The following is a 15,622-nucleotide window of genomic DNA, read 5'->3' on the forward strand; positions in this document are numbered from 1 at the left end:
GCTGCAGTTGCGCCTTGAAGGCCCGCGCGCACAGCAGGTAGCCCGTCAGGTTCACCGACAGCACCGTGTTCCAGTCGGCCACGCTCACGCTCTCCAGCGTCCCAGCCTTCAACAGGCCGGCGTTGTTGATCAGGGCATCGCAAGGCCCCCAGGTGTCTTGAACTTTTTGGGCGACCTCCAGCATTTGCGCTTCATCACTGATGTCGCACACCCAGGCCTGTGCTTCGCCTCCCGCCGCCTGCACCTGCTCGGCCATGCGCCGGACTCCCGGGCCATCCCGATCGAGCAAAACCACACGGGCACCTACCGCCGAAAACCCCGCGGCCATGGCGGCACCGATGCCGCTGGCGGCACCCGTCACGACGCAGACACGCGCCGCCAACCCCAGCCAATCCTGTCCTTCACGCAAGGCTTGTCTCCTGTTCAACTGAGCCGGGATTGTTGGTTCCGGGGCCGGATCCGAACCCAACGTTTATGGCAAAGAACAGGACGTTTCGTGCATGGATGGCCCGTGAATCAGCGATTTCAGGGTTATCCCTAGCGGGGTTTGAGCGCCAATCAGACCGCTGTCCCCGGTGAGGGAAACGGGCCGTGCCCCGCCATCAGTCGACCCTGGCGCCGTCCACGGGCCCTGCCGACCCTGCCTGCTACGCAGGGTGCTATCGACGACGGTGTGGCTCGATTCGTGGTGCAGGACAGGCCCATCCGCCCGAAGATGTCTGGCGCGCCCGGCGGGATCTGTTGCCCCTGACCCCATCACACCCGGTCTTGTTGAAAACCCGCCGGCCTTGCCGCTTTCCCTGCAGCACGATGAGTGACCCTCGAGAGCGGCCAGGCCCTCAGCAGGGTGCGCCCTGCCCCGCTGTCATGCGTTCAGGGAAGCTGTTCGAGCGCGTGCATGTAGCGCTCACTGACCATCAGCGCGGCCCAGTCGAGGGAGCGCCCCTGAGGCACCAGAGCACGCCGACGCTCTTCGCTGGCCGGGTTCGGGACCCAGCGGCCTTCGATCTGAGCCCGCGCCAGTGCTTCGATAGCCTCGTCGATGGGCGCGCCCTCGTCCACCACCGACTGGTTGCACAGCAGCACCAGGTCGCCGCCCGCCCCCAGTGCGGCGAGCGCCGCCTCGGCAAACCCGACCTCGCGCCCTTCAATCACGCGGGCCGCCGCCATGCTCAGGTCGTCGCTGAAGATCGCCCCTGTGAAGCCGAGCCGGCCCCGCAAGATGTCCTGCAGCCAGCGCGCCGAGAACCCTGCCGGCCGCGCATCCACCTGCGGGTAGATCACGTGGGCCGGCATGACCGCGTCCAGGCTCGCCGACAGCCAACCGTAGGGCGCAGCGTCTTCGGCCAGGATGGCCCGCAGGCTGCGCCGGTCCACAGGCACCGCCAGGTGGGAGTCGGCACGCACGAAGCCGTGGCCGGGAAAGTGCTTGCCGCAGTTGCCCATGCCACTGTTTCGCAGGCCGTGCATGAGTGCCTGGGCCAGCATGGTCACCACGCGCGGGTCGCGGGCGAAGGCCCGGTCTCCGATGACCGCGCTTTCGCCGTAGTCCAGATCGAGCACGGGTGTGAAGCTGAGGTCGACGCCACACGCCCGCAGTTCCGCACCCAGCACGTAACCGGCCGCGGTCGCTGCGTTGGCGGCGCGCAAGGCCGGCCCGCCGTCAACCTCACCCGGGCGCGGGGTTTCGTGCCAGAGGCGGCCCAGGGCCGCCATGGGCGGCAGATGCGTGAACCCGTCGCCGCGAAACCGCTGCACACGGCCCCCCTCATGGTCCACGGCGATCAGCAGATCGCGCCGCACCGCCTTGATCTGCGCGCACAGCCGGGTGAGCTGCGCACGGTCTTTCCAGTTGCGCCCGAAAAGGATGACGCCCCCCACCAGCGGATGGGCCAGGCGCTGGCGGTCGGCGTGTGTCAGGCGGTGACCCGCCACATCGATGATCAGGGGCGCGTGATGGAGCATGGATGCGGGGCCGTCAGGCCTGGTGAGCAGAAGGTTCCAGGGTTTCGACCACCACGAAGCTGGCCGCGTAGTCGGTCTCGTCGGTCACCGTGACGTGTGCGCGCCAGCCGCGCGCGGCGAACCAGTTTTGCAGCTCGCCATGCAGCACGATCACGGGTTGCCCGCTGGGCAGGTTGGCGATCTCGCAATGCCGCCAGGTCATGGGCATGCGCATGCCCAGGCCGATGGCCTTGGAGAAGGCTTCCTTGGCCGAAAAGCGCGTGGCCAGGTAACGCAGGCCGCGCTGCGGCCACCGGGCACCTCGCCGCTGCCAGACGGCGAACTCGGCGTCGCTGAGCACCTTGTGCGCGAACCGCTCGCCCTGGCGCTCCATCGTGGCCTGGATCCGGCGCACGTCGCACACGTCGGTGCCGATGCCCACGATCATGGTCAGACCGCCCCGGGTTCGAATGCCTGCGCAATGCAGTCCTGGTAGCCGGCCACCGTGGCGGCATAGCCCAGCTCCAGCGCGTCGGCGATCAGTGCATGCCCGATGGAGACCTCGCTGACGCCCGGCACCGTGCGCAGAAACGCCGTGAGGTTGTCGCGGTTGAGGTCGTGACCGGCGTTCACACCGAGGCCGGCCGCCAGCGCCGCCTGCGCCGCGGCGGCGTAGCGGCCCAGCTGGGTCGTGGCGTCCGGCGTGCCCCAGGCGGCCGCGTAGGGTTCGGTGTACAGCTCCACCCGGTCGGCTCCCACGGCGCGGGCGGGCGCCATCTGCGCCGGCTCGGGGTCCATGAACAGGCTGACACGCACGCCCAGGGCGTGAGCCTCCGCCACCACCGGCGCCAAGCGCTGCGCATCGGCCGGGAATCCCCAGCCGTGATCGCTGGTGAACTGGCCTTCGCTGTCGGGCACGAAGGTCAGTTGGTGCAAGGGCAGCCCCAGCCCCTTGAGTTCACGGGCCAGGGGCATGAGGTTGTGAAAAGGGTTGCCTTCGATGTTGAGCTCGCGTTGCGGCCAGGCCTGCATCAGCTCGGCCAGTTCGAACACATCGTGCCGGCGGATGTGGCGCTCGTCGGGGCGCGGGTGGATGGTGATGCCTTGCGCACCGGCCTGCAGGCACAGCGTCGCCGCCCGGGTGACCGACGGAATGCCCAGATGCCGCGTGTTGCGCACCAGGGCCACTTTGTTGAGGTTGACGGACAGGGCTGTGCGAACGGAAACGGTCATGGCAGAGGTGAAGAAGCGTCGGGCCGAACCACCGGTCCGGCCGGATCGGACGGGCTGGGCACGCTGCTCGCGCGGCCCATGGCCTGCACATCGAGCATCAGTTGCCGCGTGCGGAACACCCGCACGCCACTATGGTAGTGCAGCAGGCTCCGCGTCTGCGTGCGCAGGGCGGTGTGCACGGGCATGCTGGCGCGCAACGTGGCCAGGAACGCGTCGCGCGCCGCCATCGCGGCATCCAGGGCCAACCACTGCGCACCCGTCAATCCCTGCCCGGCCTCTTCGTCGGCCAAGGGGCTCAGGCCGGCTTCCGGCCGCAAGGTGTAGGCCTGGTCCGGGTCGAGCACCGCCAGGCTGCTGCCCTCGCGCCCCAGATCCGGCAGCAGCCCGACCGAGCGCAACAGCAGCAGTTCGAACGCCCGCAGCACCAGTTGCGTGGCATCGCTGCGCTCGGCCAGCAGTTCGACCGCGAGCGCGTAGTGGTCGAACAGGGCCGGGTGCGGATCGTCGCGCGCGAGCAGCCGCATCAGCAATTCGTTGAGATAGCTGCCCGCCATCAAGGCATCGCCTGTGGGCATCACGTGCCCACCCTGCCACTGCGCCGATTTGAGCGTGCGCACCTCGGCATCGCCCCCCCAGGACAGCGACAGCGGTTGCAGCGGCAACAACACGGGCCGGAACTGCGAAGTCGGTTTTTTCACCCCCTTGGCCACCAGGGCGATCCGGCCATGGTGTCGGCTGAACACTTCAAGGATGAGACTGGATTCGCTCCAGTCGTAACGGTGCAGAACGAAAGCCGCCTCTTCGCTGACCCGTTTGTTCATGGGCACCCGCAGCGGGTGTGCAGACCGGCCTGCCCCGCGCCTACGGCTGTGCGCAGGGGCCCGGTGTGCGGCACGAGGCAATACGCAGAGGCTCTATTCATACCCGAACGACCGCACCCGGGCATCGTCGTCGGCCCAACCCGAACGCACCTTGACCCACAGCTCCAGAAACACCTTGCAGTCCCAGAGCTTTTCGAGCTCCTGCCGCGCTTCGGTGCCAATGCGCTTGAGCTTTTCGCCCTTTTCGCCGATGACCATGCCCTTGTGCCCCTCGCGCTCGACCACGATGGTGGCCGCGACGCGGCGCATGGCGCCATCCAGTTCGAACTTGTCCACCACCACGGTGGAGGTGTAGGGCAGTTCGTCTCCGGTCAGCCGGAAGAGCTTCTCACGCACCATTTCGGCCGCCATGAAACGTTCGCTGCGATCGGTGAGTTCGTCGGGTTCGTGCATCCAGGGCTGCTGCGGCAGGTATTTGCCACAGATGTCGAAGAGCCGGCCGATGTCGCGCAGGTTCTTGGCCGACATGGGCACGAATTCGGCAAAAGCGTGCCGCTCCTGCATCGAGCGCAGCCAGGGGGCCAGTTCGCCGCGCCGGTGCACGAGATCGAACTTGTTGGCCAGCAGGATCACGGGGATGTTCTTGGGCAGCAGGTCCAGCACCTTGGCATCGGCCAGATTGAACCGCCCGGCTTCGACGACGAAAAGAATGAGATCGACATCGGTCACGGCACCCAGCACGGTCTTGTTCAGCGAGCGGTTGAGCGCGTTGCCATGGCGGGTCTGGAAACCGGGCGTGTCCACAAACACGAACTGGTCGGTCCCCTGCGTGCGGTAGCCGGTGATGCGATGCCTGGTGGTCTGCGCCTTGCGCGAGGTGATGCTGATCTTCTGCCCCACCAGGGCATTGAGCAGCGTGGACTTGCCCACGTTCGGTTTGCCCACAATGGCCACGAAGCCGCAACGCTGCGCCGACTCGGGCACCTCCTCCGGGACCGCTTCTTCGGCCATGGGGACTTCGGTGGGCCCGGCAGCGGGCAACGGCTTGCCCAGCGCACGGGCCAGCATGGCGTCGAGATCGTCGGCAGCGGCAGAAGAGGGAACGGGCTTGGGAGAGTCGTTGGCCATGAGGTTCAGGCAGGGGTTCGGGAAGGTTGGGGATTGCCTGAGGCCTGCAGCGACTGCAACATGGCCTGGGCAGCCGCCTGCTCACCCGCGCGACGCGAAGCGCCAATGCCGCGCTCGGTACGCCCCAGATCGGGCACTGCGCACTCCACGTCAAACGTCTGTTTGTGCGCTTCGCCCAGGGTGGCGACGACCCGGTACAGCGGCAGCGGCATCTTGCGCGCCTGCAGCCATTCCTGCAAGGCCGTCTTGGGGTCTTTGCCGAGGGCACTGGTGTGCACACTCAGATCGATGCCCGCGTAAAGCCGGCGCACCAAGGCATTGGCGGTTTCGAAACCGGCGTCCAGATAGACGGCCCCGATCACCGCTTCCAGCGCGTCGGCCAGGATGGAGGGGCGCTTGTGCCCCCCCGAGCGCTTCTCGCCATCGCCCAGGCGCAGACCATCTGCCAACCCCAGCCGCGAAGCCAGCTGGAACAAGGCGTCCTGTTTGACCAAGTGCGCACGCACCCGAGAGAGGTCACCCTCGGGCACGTCGGGGAGTTTTTCGAACAGCAGACCGGAAACCGCGAGGCTGAGCACGGAATCGCCCAGAAACTCCAGACGCTCGTTGTGGTCGCTCGAAAAACTGCGATGGGTCAACGCCCGCTCCAGCAGGCGTTCATTCGAAAACCGGTGATCCAGGCGTTTTTGCAGCGCCACCAATGGGGGGTTCAAGACTTTGCGCACTCCTGCCAGGCCTGTGCCTGGCGCCTACCCGTCACTGGGAACTGCCTTGGTATTTCATGAGCACATAGGCCGGCCCGGCGATGTGCACTTCCCGGCTGTAGTCGTAGGACACGACCACCTTGTCGCCCTGCTTGCCCACTTCCAGGTCCTTGCCGGTAATGGTGCGGATGTCGTCGATCGCGGCGGCGCGGTCGAAGATGTTGCGGACCTCGGCCACCGTGGCGCCGGCAGCGGCTTTCTTGACCGCTTTGTCCACGGCCAGGTACTCGAGGTAGGTCGGCACGATCTGCGCAACGATCACCCCCAGGAAAGCCAACAGCCCCCCCACAAACAGGAGCCCCAGGAAGGTCAGGCCGGTCTGGCGTTTTTTCAGCTGCATGTGATCATCCTCCAATGGCCATGGACGGCCTCATTCGAAAGAGCCGATCCGCCCCAGGTCCCCGAAGTTCATCCAGACAAAGAAGGCTTTGCCCACAATGTTGCCCTCCGGCACGAACCCCCAGAAGCGCGAATCCAGCGAGTTGTCCCGATTGTCACCCATCATGAAATAGTGACCCTGCGGCACTTTGCACACAACCCCCTCCACGCTGTAGCGGCATTGGTCCTTGTAGTCGAAATCCGACACCCCGGGGACGAACGCCGGCCGATCGTCATCGTTGAGCGTGCCGTAGCGCTTGCCTTCCAGGGTTTCCCGGAACTGCTTGGCATAACGCATGCTGTCGCTGTCGAAAAAGTCCGGCAGGGCCTCTTTGGGCACGGCTTGGCCATTCACCGTCAGTTGTTTGTTCAGGTAGGCCACCTCGTCCCCCGGCACCCCCACCACACGCTTGATGTAGTCCAGGCTCGGCTGCGGTGGGTAGCGAAAAACAATCACGTCTCCCCGCTGGGGCTGGTGGTTTTCGATGATCTTGGTGTTGATCACCGGCAGCCGCACGCCATAGTGAAACTTGTTCACCAGAATCAGGTCACCCACGCGCAAGGTGGGGATCATCGATCCCGAGGGAATCTTGAACGGCTCGACAATGAAGGAGCGCAGCACGAACACCGCCAAGATCACCGGAAACAGGCCGGCAGTCCAGTCCAGCCACCAGGGCTGTGCCAGCAAGCGGTGCCGGGCGGCCTCTTCAAACTGCAGGTCCACCTTGTCGATGCCCTGTCGCTGGAGCTCTTCGCGGCGCTGCCCGACTTCCTGCTCCGCACGCTCCACGGCACGGCGGCGTTGCGGCAGGAAATAGAAGCGCTCGGCCAGCCAGTAAACCCCTGTCACCACGGTCGCCAGCAGCAACAGCAAGGCAAAGTTGCCCTCGATGAAGCCGAAATACCAACCTGCGGCGTAAGCCAGAAACGCCGCCAGCACCAAGGCGGTCACACTGCTCATCGCGTTCTGCATCACTCCTCCACCTGCAGGATGGCCAGGAAGGCTTCCTGGGGCACTTCGACCGAGCCGATCTGTTTCATGCGTTTCTTGCCTGCTTTCTGCTTCTCAAGGAGCTTGCGCTTGCGGGTGATGTCACCCCCGTAGCATTTTGCCAGCACGTTTTTGCGCAGCGCCTTGATGGTCTCGCGCGCAATGATGTTGCCACCGATGGCGGCCTGGATGGCCACGTCGAACTGCTGGCGACTGATGATTTCCCGCATCTTGGCCGCCACGGCGCGACCGCGATACTGCGCCTGCGTGCGGTGCACGATGATCGACAGCGCATCCACTTTTTCGCCATTGAGCAGGATGTCGACCTTCACCACATCGGAGGCCCGGTACTCCTTGAACTCGTAGTCCATCGAGGCATACCCGCGGCTGACCGACTTGAGCTTGTCGAAAAAGTCCAGCACGATCTCGCCCAGCGGCATGTCGTAGGTCAGCATGACCTGCTTGCCGTGGTAGGCCATGTTCAGTTGCACGCCCCGCTTCTGGTTGGCCAGCGTCATCACCGGCCCCACATACTCTTGCGGCATGTACAGGTGTACGGTCACGATGGGTTCGCGGATTTCTTCGATGCGACCGATGTCGGGCATCTTGGACGGGTTCTCCACCTGGATCAGCTCGCCATCGCCCTTGAGCACTTCGTAGACCACACTCGGCGCGGTGGTGATCAGGTCCTGGTCGAACTCGCGCTCCAGACGCTCCTGCACGATCTCCATGTGCAGCAGACCGAGAAAGCCGCAACGGAAGCCGAAGCCCAGTGCTTGCGAGACCTCGGGCTCGTAGCGCAGCGCCGCGTCGTTGAGCTGCAGCTTCTCCAGCGCGTCGCGCAGTTGGTCGTACTCGCTGGCCTCGGACGGGTACAGGCCCGCAAACACCTGAGGCTGCACCTCTTTGAAGCCGGGCAGGGCTTCGGTGGCGAAAGCCAAGTTGGCGCCGCTGCTGGTCTTGATAGCGGTGACGGTGTCGCCCACCTTGGCCGCCTTGAGTTCCTTGATGCCCGCAATGATGTAACCCACCTCGCCGGCTTCCAGCGATTCGCGCGGTTCGTTGTGCGGGGTGAAGACGCCCAGCTTCTCGGCGTTGTAGAGCGCGCTGGTCGCCATCAGCTTGATCTTGTCGCCCCGGGCCAGACGCCCGTCGACCACGCGCACCAGCATCACCACCCCGACGTAGTTGTCGAACCAGCTGTCGATGATCATGGCGCGCAAAGGAGCGTCCGGCTTGCCGCGCGGAGCCGGCACTTTCGCCACCACCATCTCCAGGATGTCTTCCACGCCCATGCCGGTTTTGGCCGAGCAAGGCACCGCATCGGTGGCGTCGATGCCGATCACCTCCTCGATTTCCTGTTTGGCGTTGTCCGGATCGGCCTGCGGCAGATCCATCTTGTTCAGCACTGGCAACACTTCCACCCCGAGGTCCAGCGCGGTGTAGCAGTTGGCCACCGTCTGCGCTTCCACCCCCTGACTGGCATCGACCACCAGCAAGGCCCCTTCGCAGGCCGAGAGCGATCGCGACACCTCATAAGAGAAGTCCACGTGACCGGGCGTATCGATGAGATTGAGGTTGTAGACCTGACCATCGCGCGCCTTGTAATGGAGCGCCGCCGTCTGGGCCTTGATGGTGATGCCCCGTTCCTTTTCGAGGTCCATCGAGTCGAGCACCTGGTCGCTCATTTCGCGCTCCGACAGGCCACCGCACAGCGTGATGATGCGGTCGGCCAACGTGGACTTGCCATGGTCGATGTGCGCGATGATGGAGAAATTGCGGATGTGGTTCATCGGAGATGAGGACCCGGCCCTGCGGAGCAGACAAACGCTCCCGGCACCGGCGAAACAAACATAAAAAAGGGCGCGTCAGGTGGTGACGCGCCCGTAACCAACAATCAATGGCAACTGCGATAGTTGGGATTTCATTGTAGGCAAAAAGCCCCGATCCGGTATCCCACCATCGCCCGCCTCGGCCTGTTGCGACGCAGCAACGCAGCCTTTAACCACAAGTTATCCACAGATTGTATGCCTTCGCAGATCACAAGGTGTGGACGACATGAACATATCCTGTGGACTTCTTGCATGATGAATCCGTCATACCGGATCCGTGCGAAATGGCCACCGGAAACCGCGTGATTTTACCGGGTTCGGTCACGAGCATGCATTCCAGTGAGTGATCACCAACACGCGCCACCCTATCTATCGAGAAAGATCGATAGAAAACATCCTGTCGCGAAACGGCCAACCCTTAAAACCCCACATCCGACCGGGAAAGTCGGGTTTGGGGCTTGATCCCACCTTTACCGCCCCAGACGGATCACGGTGTACTGCGCCCACTCGCCGCGGCGGAACAGCACGCTGACCGGCTTGGAGCGATCTACCTTGGACAGCACACCCTCAAAGTCCTTGACCGAGGGCACCTCGGTGTTCGCCAAAGCAATGATCACATCGCCTTCGCGAAGACCCGCCCGGGCTGCAGCCCCGTCAGCGCTGTCGACACGAACACCGCCCTTCAAATTCAGGTCCCGCTTGTCGGCAGTGCTCAGATCGGAAAGCGCCAAGCCCAGCGCCTGTGCTGCCCCGGGGGCCGCCGGCGGCTTGCTGCCTTCGCCGGCCGAGGCCCGCGGCTGGGGTTTTTCCGGTTCCAGCTCCGCCACCGTGATGGTCAGGTCCCGCTGTCCGCCGCGCCGGAACACCGTCATGCTGCTGCGGTTGCCGGGCTTGGTGTTACCGACCAGCCGAGGCAGGTCGATCGAGCGCTCGATGTCCTTGCCGTCAAACTTCAGGATGATGTCACCGGCCTCCACGCCAGCTTTGGCCGCTGGCGAATTGGGCTCGACACTGCGCACCAATGCGCCACGGGGTTGGCCCAGGCCGATGGACTCGGCCACTTCCTTGCTGACCTGATCGATCTGCACCCCGATGCGGCCGCGGGAAACACGGCCGGAAGAGCGCAACTGGTCAGACACCCGCACCGCCTCATCGATCGGAATGGCGAAGGAGATGCCCTGGAAGCCTCCCGAGCGCGAGTAGATCTGGCTGTTGATGCCCACCACCTCACCACGCATGTTGATCAGCGGCCCACCCGAATTGCCCGGATTGATGGCCACATCGGTCTGGATGAACGGCAGGAAGTCACCGGTATCACGCTGCTTGGCGCTGACGATGCCGGCGGTGACGGTGTTTTCCAGCCCGAAGGGCGAGCCGATCGCCATCACCCATTCGCCCACCCGCAACCGGCTCACGTCGCCAATACGCACCGGCGACAGTCCCGAGGCCTCGATCTTCACCACCGCGACGTCGGTGCGTTTGTCGGCCCCCACCACACGGGCTTTGAATTCACGCTTGTCCGGCAAGGTGACGATCAGCTCATCCGCGCCGTCCACCACATGGGCATTGGTCATGATGAAGCCATCGGCACTCAGCACGAACCCCGAACCCACGCCTTTGGGCTGTGCCTCTTCGGCTCCACCCCGGTCCGAACGCGGGGTCCGGGGTGTCATACCCGGTGGCACCGGAATGCCAAAGCGGCGGAAGAACTCCAGCATCTGCTCATCGGTGCCGCTCGACACGCTGCCAGCGCGCTCAAGCGTCCGGATATTGACCACCGAAGGCCCCACCATTTCCACGAGGTCGGTGAAATCGGGCAAACCCCGGACGCTGGGCGCCACAGCCGGCTGGGCCGATGCGGCCACGGGAGCGCCCACAGCCATCAAGGCCAGCGTAGCCGCCACGGCGACGGATTGAAAACAACGCAAAGCGAAGGAGGGTCGGATCATGGCAAGCCAGTCTTCGAAGAATGGGAAGAAACCGAAAACGGTGCGATAGATGGGGACAGGACAGGGGGATACAAGCCTGCCCCGGAAGCGTGCATCAGCGCGTGCGCTCCAGGGCCAGGACGAGCCGGCGCAGTGCGGTGGGTGGCACCTCACCGATGGCCGTTACCCAGTGTTCCCCCATGCGGCGCGTCAGCGAATGGGTGGCCCCCGCAGCGATCACCTGTTCCTGCGTATGCCGTTGGCTGTCGAATGGCTCAATGAACAGCGAGACCGACGCCAGCCCGTCAGAAAACACCCATTGCACCGAGGCTTCCGCGGGCGCGATCTGCGTGCCTTCCCGCACATAACAATTCATCGAGGCAAAGCCTGGCACCGGCTCTTTCAAACGCCAGCCCTGGGCCTCAGGCGTGGTCTTCTTCATCACAGGGCGGTGGACTTCATAGCCGCGCGTGTCCTTCATCTGCTTGGCCAGCTTGTCCATGCGCACCGGGGCGTCCATTTGCAGCTCGGAAAAGGCCACCTGCTCCAGCACCTTGTCCTGGTCCAGCGTCTGCAACTTGACCACCAAGCCCGTCTTTTTTTCCGCCCAGATCCGGTAACCGAACCGCAACCCGTCCTTAGGCACGATATCCACCACGTCGGCCAGGTGTCCGGCCACCCGCTCGGTGTCGCGCTCGTTCACCGCATAGAACTCAGCGATCGTGTTGCTTGGCGTGCGCAGCAGTTCGGGGAACAGCCCCAGCGACTCGCGCTTTTCCACCCAGGCTGTCTTGGACTCCGGGATGAACGTGATGACTTCGTTGTTGCGGCGGATGGTGGTTCGAGGCACCCCGGTCAGCGTTTCGACGCGCTCCATCTGCTGGCGGCCATCACAGACGTGCCAGATGCGCGAAGCAGACATGTCGGTACCGGCCGAAACCACCAGCGTGCCGACGTAAGCCATTTCGCGCGAAGCCTCGTGCATGCGCGTCAGCCACTCGGTGAGGCTGCGAGCCGAGGTCGCGGGCGCCTGCGCCCAGGTGGATGCCCCCACCGTGCCAGCCAGCGCGACCAGCGCCACAGACACCCAGCGGCGCAGCCGGGGGCGTTGGAAGGAAAAAACCCAGGGAAGCGAGAGGGCCTGTTGCGTCATGAAACCGATGCTCAACGTCGCGGGCTGCCGTCATGGGTGGCATTGCGCAAGAAGCCTGCCGGCATCTGCAACGCCGACAGCCCACCGTACTGCCGGTGCTCTGCCAGCAGCTCCTCCAGCCGGGGATCGCGAATGATCGCGCCTTGCCCGGTCTGCACCACCACCATCGGCGACGCCGTTTCCGGCCCGGCATTCGACACCGCCTGCAGAACCGGCGTGCTACCGTCTGCGGCAGCCAGTTGCGGTCCCGAGGCCGATCCGGCAGCGCCCGGCATCGCACCCAACACACTCCAGCCCACGGCAACCACCGCCGCCACCGAAGCCACGCCAGCCAGCATCTTCCACCGGAAAACGGCCTCGTTGGCCGCGCCCCCCCGAACCTGAGGGACCGGGGTCGTCAGCAACGCCGGCCGGACCACCTCATCCACCGTCAACCGTGCTTCGATATCGGCAAAGAAAGCACGGGATGCAGGCAGACAGGCCTGTCCGCGAAGCGCCTCCCCAATCAGGTGGTACCGATCCCAGTCGGCACACGCCTGGGCCGAGCCGCTACCGCCTTGCAGCCAGACATCCCACTCCTGGGGCGTCGCTTCGCCGTCCATCAATGCCGACAACACGTCATCACCCGCCTGCGCGGGCACCAACCCGCCCGCCGTGGCAGCCGGTTTCGCATCAAAGGAAGAAGCGTTCATCATGACTCTCGTTCAAAACAGGGGCGTCGGCCTTACCAGCGTTTGCCGATCTGGCGGTCCAGCATGGGCTTGATCCGGTTGGAAATCGCTTCGCGGGCCCGGAAGATGCGCGAGCGCACCGTCCCGATCGGGCAATCCAGCGCCTGGGCAATGTCCTCATAGCTCAGCCCTTCAATTTCCCGCAAGGTGATTGCCATCCGCAGCTCTTCCGGCAAGGCTTCCATGGCCTCGTTCACCGCAAGGGCAATCTCCTTGCTGGCCAGCACGGCTTCGGGCGTCTCCGTATCGGCCACGCTGACATTTAGTTCACGCTCCGGCGCGGAAGTTTCATCGTCCTCACCGGATTTGAGCTGCGACTGAAAGACCAGCGGATCCCGCTTGAGTTCCATCAGCTGCTTTTTGGCCGTGTTCACCGCGATGCGGTACAGCCAGGTGTAGAACTGCGCGTCTCCGCGAAACTGCGCCAGCGCCCGATAGGCCCGAATGAAAGTCTCCTGGGCAATGTCCTGCACCAGATCGGTGTCGCGCACCATGCGCCCGATCAGGCGTTCCACCCGGCGCTGGTACTTGATCACCAGCAGTTCGTAGGCCCGCATCTCGCCGGCCAGCGTGCGCTGCACGAGCATGGCGTCGCTGTCGGGTGAAGGGGGAGCGGCGTGCGGATCGTTTGACATCTAGGGGTTAAGTTGGCCGCGGAAATATACCCGAAGGTCACCTGTCGGCACGCACCCGGTCCTTCTCTCAACCACCAGCCACCACAGCCCGCCGCATGGCCGACCAGTTGACCGGGTCGCATTGGCGCTCCACCCATATCCAACGCGAGCCTCGATCCAGGAAGAACAGACGCAGACACATCCGGGTCTGCAAATCGAGCACGCACTCCACCCCTGTCAGGCGCGTGCCATCGGGGTAAGCCTGACTGCGCCAGAGCCAGCCGCCCTCACCCCGTTCGTCTGGCATCACGCCCGCTTCCCAGTGCAGCCATCCCTGAGGGGATCGCCACCACCCGTGAAACGCCACCAGGCACCATCCAGCCCAGGCCAGCAGGCCACCAGCCAAGGTCCAGGCTGCCCAGCCAGGCTGTCCAGACATGGAGTGCCCCCAAAGAAGCGACATGACCAGCGCCAGCACGGCCAGCACACCCTGACAGGTACCATAGAAAGCACTGCGCCCCACCGGAAATACCACCGACGGGGCGCTGCGCATGGGAGAACAGGGCGGTCAGACCTTGCGGAAAACCAAGGTCCCGTTGGTGCCGCCAAAGCCGAAGTTGTTCTTCACCGCCACATCGATCTTCATATCCCGTGCCGTATTGGCGCAGTAATCCAGATCACACTCGGGATCCTGGTTGAAGATGTTGATGGTGGGCGGGCTCTTCTGATGATGCAGTGCCAGCACGGTGAACACGCTTTCAATGCCCCCCGCGCCACCCAGCAGGTGACCGGTCATCGACTTGGTGGAGTTGACCACGATCTTCTTCGCGTGATCACCCAACGTGGCCTTGATGGCATTGGTTTCGTTCACATCACCCAGCGGCGTGGACGTGCCATGCGCATTGACGTACTGCACTTCGTCGGCATTGATGCCGGCGTTGCGCAACGCGGCCGTCATCGAACGGCGCGGCCCATCGATGTTGGGTGCCGTCATGTGGTACGCATCGCCACTCATGCCGAAACCCGCGATTTCCGCGTAGATGCGGGCACCGCGCGCCTTGGCATGTTCGTATTCCTCGATCACCAGCACGCCCGCACCCTCGCCCAGCACGAAACCATCGCGGTCCTTGTCCCAGGGACGGGAAGCGGTCTTGGGATCGTCATTGCGGGTGGACAGCGCCCGGGCCGAAGCGAAACCGCCCAGACCCAGCGGGGACACCGTGGCCTCAGAACCCCCCGCAACCATCACGTCGGCATCGCCCGATTCGATCATGCGCGCAGCCAGCCCGATGGCGTGCAGCCCTGTCGTGCAGGCCGTAACCACCGCGATGTTGGGGCCCTTGAACCCGAACTTGATCGATACATGGCCCGAGATCATGTTGATGATCGAGGCTGGCACGAAAAACGGCGAAATGCGGCGCGGGCCGCGGGCCGTCAGTTCGGCATGGGTGTTTTCGATCAGCGGCAGGCCGCCAATACCCGACCCAATGTTCACACCGATGCGGGTGGCCTCCTCCTCGCCCAACGCATCGCCCGTCGGCAGACCGGAGTCGGCCACCGCCTGGCAAGCAGCGGCCAGCCCCAGATGAATGAAGCGGTCCATGTGACGCGCCTCTTTCTCGGGGATGTAATCCGCGATATTGAACCCCTTGACTTCACCAGCAAACTTGCACGCGAACGGGTTCGCATCGAAGTGGGTGATGAAGTCAATGCCGGACTGACCGGCGAGAAGATTGGCCCAAGTATCTTGCACCGTGTTGCCCACGGGCGAGATGCAACCCAGGCCGGTCACGACGACACGGCGACGGCTCATGGGCGAATCAGGCCTTCTGGTGCGAAACGGCGTAGTCGATGGCGTTTTGCACGGTGGTGATCTTTTCGGCGTCTTCGTCGGGGATTTCGATGCCGAATTCGTCTTCGAGGGCCATCACCAGTTCCACGGTGTCGAGCGAGTCAGCGCCCAGATCGGCCACAAAAGCCTTTTCATTGGTGACCTGACTTTCTTCCACGCCGAGTTGTTCGGCAATGATCTTCTTGACACGTGCTTCGATATCGCTCATAGATCCCTCTAAGGGTGGTTGAGATACAAACGTCCATTTTAGCCG

At 64.3% G+C, this 15,622-nt stretch carries 17 protein-coding genes; all 17 read right to left on the reverse strand.

The window, feature by feature from the left end:
* On the reverse strand, positions 1–409 hold a 409-nt coding region (locus QQK43_RS04635; protein ID WP_284306869.1), incomplete at its 3' end, for an SDR family NAD(P)-dependent oxidoreductase.
* 464 nt (positions 410–873) lie between these two features.
* Positions 874–1,965 (reverse strand): beta-N-acetylhexosaminidase, encoded by a 1,092-nt coding sequence (gene nagZ / locus QQK43_RS04640; RefSeq protein ID WP_284306870.1) that lies wholly within the window; start codon positions 1,963–1,965, stop codon positions 874–876.
* Positions 1,966–1,978: 13 nt separating this feature from the next.
* Positions 1,979–2,392: a holo-ACP synthase gene (gene acpS / locus QQK43_RS04645; protein ID WP_234266714.1), complete on the reverse strand. Its 414-nt coding sequence runs from the start codon at positions 2,390–2,392 to the stop codon at positions 1,979–1,981.
* 2 nt (positions 2,393–2,394) lie between these two features.
* On the reverse strand, positions 2,395–3,177 hold the full coding sequence (locus QQK43_RS04650; RefSeq protein ID WP_284306871.1) for a pyridoxine 5'-phosphate synthase: 783 nt from the start codon (positions 3,175–3,177) through the stop codon (positions 2,395–2,397).
* Positions 3,174–3,998, reverse strand: coding sequence for a DNA repair protein RecO (recO, locus tag QQK43_RS04655; protein ID WP_284306872.1), 825 nt, complete (start codon positions 3,996–3,998; stop codon positions 3,174–3,176). Before recO ends, QQK43_RS04650 begins: the two co-directional genes overlap by 4 nt.
* Before the next feature lie 93 nt (positions 3,999–4,091).
* Positions 4,092–5,126, reverse strand: a complete 1,035-nt coding sequence (era, locus tag QQK43_RS04660) for a GTPase Era (protein WP_284306873.1) — start codon at positions 5,124–5,126, stop codon at positions 4,092–4,094.
* 5 nt (positions 5,127–5,131) lie between these two features.
* A complete protein-coding gene (gene rnc / locus QQK43_RS04665; RefSeq protein WP_284306874.1) occupies positions 5,132–5,839 on the reverse strand; it encodes a ribonuclease III in 708 nt (235 codons plus the stop codon).
* A gap of 43 nt (positions 5,840–5,882) precedes the next feature.
* Positions 5,883–6,230 (reverse strand): DUF4845 domain-containing protein, encoded by a 348-nt coding sequence (locus QQK43_RS04670; protein WP_234266719.1) that lies wholly within the window; start codon positions 6,228–6,230, stop codon positions 5,883–5,885.
* Between the two features lie 30 nt (positions 6,231–6,260).
* A complete protein-coding gene (lepB, locus tag QQK43_RS04675) occupies positions 6,261–7,229 on the reverse strand; it encodes a signal peptidase I (protein WP_284306875.1) in 969 nt (322 codons plus the stop codon).
* Positions 7,230–7,240: 11 nt separating this feature from the next.
* A complete protein-coding gene (gene lepA, locus QQK43_RS04680; protein ID WP_234266721.1) occupies positions 7,241–9,052 on the reverse strand; it encodes a translation elongation factor 4 in 1,812 nt (603 codons plus the stop codon).
* 509 nt (positions 9,053–9,561) lie between these two features.
* On the reverse strand, positions 9,562–11,040 hold the full coding sequence (locus QQK43_RS04685) for a Do family serine endopeptidase (protein ID WP_284306876.1): 1,479 nt from the start codon (positions 11,038–11,040) through the stop codon (positions 9,562–9,564).
* Between the two features lie 94 nt (positions 11,041–11,134).
* Positions 11,135–12,172 carry a MucB/RseB C-terminal domain-containing protein gene (locus tag QQK43_RS04690; protein ID WP_234266723.1) on the reverse strand — a complete coding sequence of 346 codons (1,038 nt, stop codon included), beginning with the start codon at positions 12,170–12,172 and terminating at the stop codon, positions 11,135–11,137.
* Positions 12,173–12,183: 11 nt separating this feature from the next.
* Positions 12,184–12,864, reverse strand: coding sequence for a sigma-E factor negative regulatory protein (locus tag QQK43_RS04695; protein ID WP_284306877.1), 681 nt, complete (start codon positions 12,862–12,864; stop codon positions 12,184–12,186).
* Positions 12,865–12,896: 32 nt separating this feature from the next.
* Positions 12,897–13,538, reverse strand: a complete 642-nt coding sequence (gene rpoE, locus QQK43_RS04700; protein WP_234266725.1) for an RNA polymerase sigma factor RpoE — start codon at positions 13,536–13,538, stop codon at positions 12,897–12,899.
* 67 nt (positions 13,539–13,605) lie between these two features.
* On the reverse strand, positions 13,606–13,956 hold the full coding sequence (locus tag QQK43_RS04705; protein ID WP_284306878.1) for a hypothetical protein: 351 nt from the start codon (positions 13,954–13,956) through the stop codon (positions 13,606–13,608).
* A gap of 129 nt (positions 13,957–14,085) precedes the next feature.
* On the reverse strand, positions 14,086–15,330 hold the full coding sequence (gene fabF / locus QQK43_RS04710) for a beta-ketoacyl-ACP synthase II (protein WP_234266727.1): 1,245 nt from the start codon (positions 15,328–15,330) through the stop codon (positions 14,086–14,088).
* Between the two features lie 7 nt (positions 15,331–15,337).
* Positions 15,338–15,577, reverse strand: coding sequence for an acyl carrier protein (gene acpP / locus QQK43_RS04715; protein WP_234266728.1), 240 nt, complete (start codon positions 15,575–15,577; stop codon positions 15,338–15,340).
* Between the last annotated feature and the right edge of the window lie 45 nt (positions 15,578–15,622).

This window comes from Hydrogenophaga electricum (assembly GCF_030160815.1).
Lineage (GTDB): Bacteria > Pseudomonadota > Gammaproteobacteria > Burkholderiales > Burkholderiaceae_C > Hydrogenophaga > Hydrogenophaga electricum.

Bases quoted from the DNA above. Each gene is read 5' to 3' on its own strand.
- QQK43_RS04695 (WP_284306877.1), bottom strand. From the start codon at position 12,864: ATGAACGCTTCTTCCTTTGATGCGAAACCGGCTGCCACGGCGGGCGGG.
- QQK43_RS04685 (WP_284306876.1), bottom strand. From the start codon at position 11,040: ATGATCCGACCCTCCTTCGCTTTGCGTTGTTTTCAATCCGTCGCCGTG.
- rpoE (WP_234266725.1), bottom strand. From the start codon at position 13,538: ATGTCAAACGATCCGCACGCCGCTCCCCCTTCACCCGACAGCGACGCC.
- lepB (WP_284306875.1), bottom strand. From the start codon at position 7,229: ATGAGCAGTGTGACCGCCTTGGTGCTGGCGGCGTTTCTGGCTTACGCC.
- nagZ (WP_284306870.1), bottom strand. From the start codon at position 1,965: ATGCTCCATCACGCGCCCCTGATCATCGATGTGGCGGGTCACCGCCTG.
- recO (WP_284306872.1), bottom strand. From the start codon at position 3,998: ATGAACAAACGGGTCAGCGAAGAGGCGGCTTTCGTTCTGCACCGTTAC.
- QQK43_RS04690 (WP_234266723.1), bottom strand. From the start codon at position 12,172: ATGACGCAACAGGCCCTCTCGCTTCCCTGGGTTTTTTCCTTCCAACGC.
- acpP (WP_234266728.1), bottom strand. From the start codon at position 15,577: ATGAGCGATATCGAAGCACGTGTCAAGAAGATCATTGCCGAACAACTC.
- acpS (WP_234266714.1), bottom strand. From the start codon at position 2,392: ATGATCGTGGGCATCGGCACCGACGTGTGCGACGTGCGCCGGATCCAG.
- era (WP_284306873.1), bottom strand. From the start codon at position 5,126: ATGGCCAACGACTCTCCCAAGCCCGTTCCCTCTTCTGCCGCTGCCGAC.
- QQK43_RS04650 (WP_284306871.1), bottom strand. From the start codon at position 3,177: ATGACCGTTTCCGTTCGCACAGCCCTGTCCGTCAACCTCAACAAAGTG.
- lepA (WP_234266721.1), bottom strand. From the start codon at position 9,052: ATGAACCACATCCGCAATTTCTCCATCATCGCGCACATCGACCATGGC.
- QQK43_RS04705 (WP_284306878.1), bottom strand. From the start codon at position 13,956: ATGTCTGGACAGCCTGGCTGGGCAGCCTGGACCTTGGCTGGTGGCCTG.
- QQK43_RS04670 (WP_234266719.1), bottom strand. From the start codon at position 6,230: ATGCAGCTGAAAAAACGCCAGACCGGCCTGACCTTCCTGGGGCTCCTG.
- fabF (WP_234266727.1), bottom strand. From the start codon at position 15,330: ATGAGCCGTCGCCGTGTCGTCGTGACCGGCCTGGGTTGCATCTCGCCC.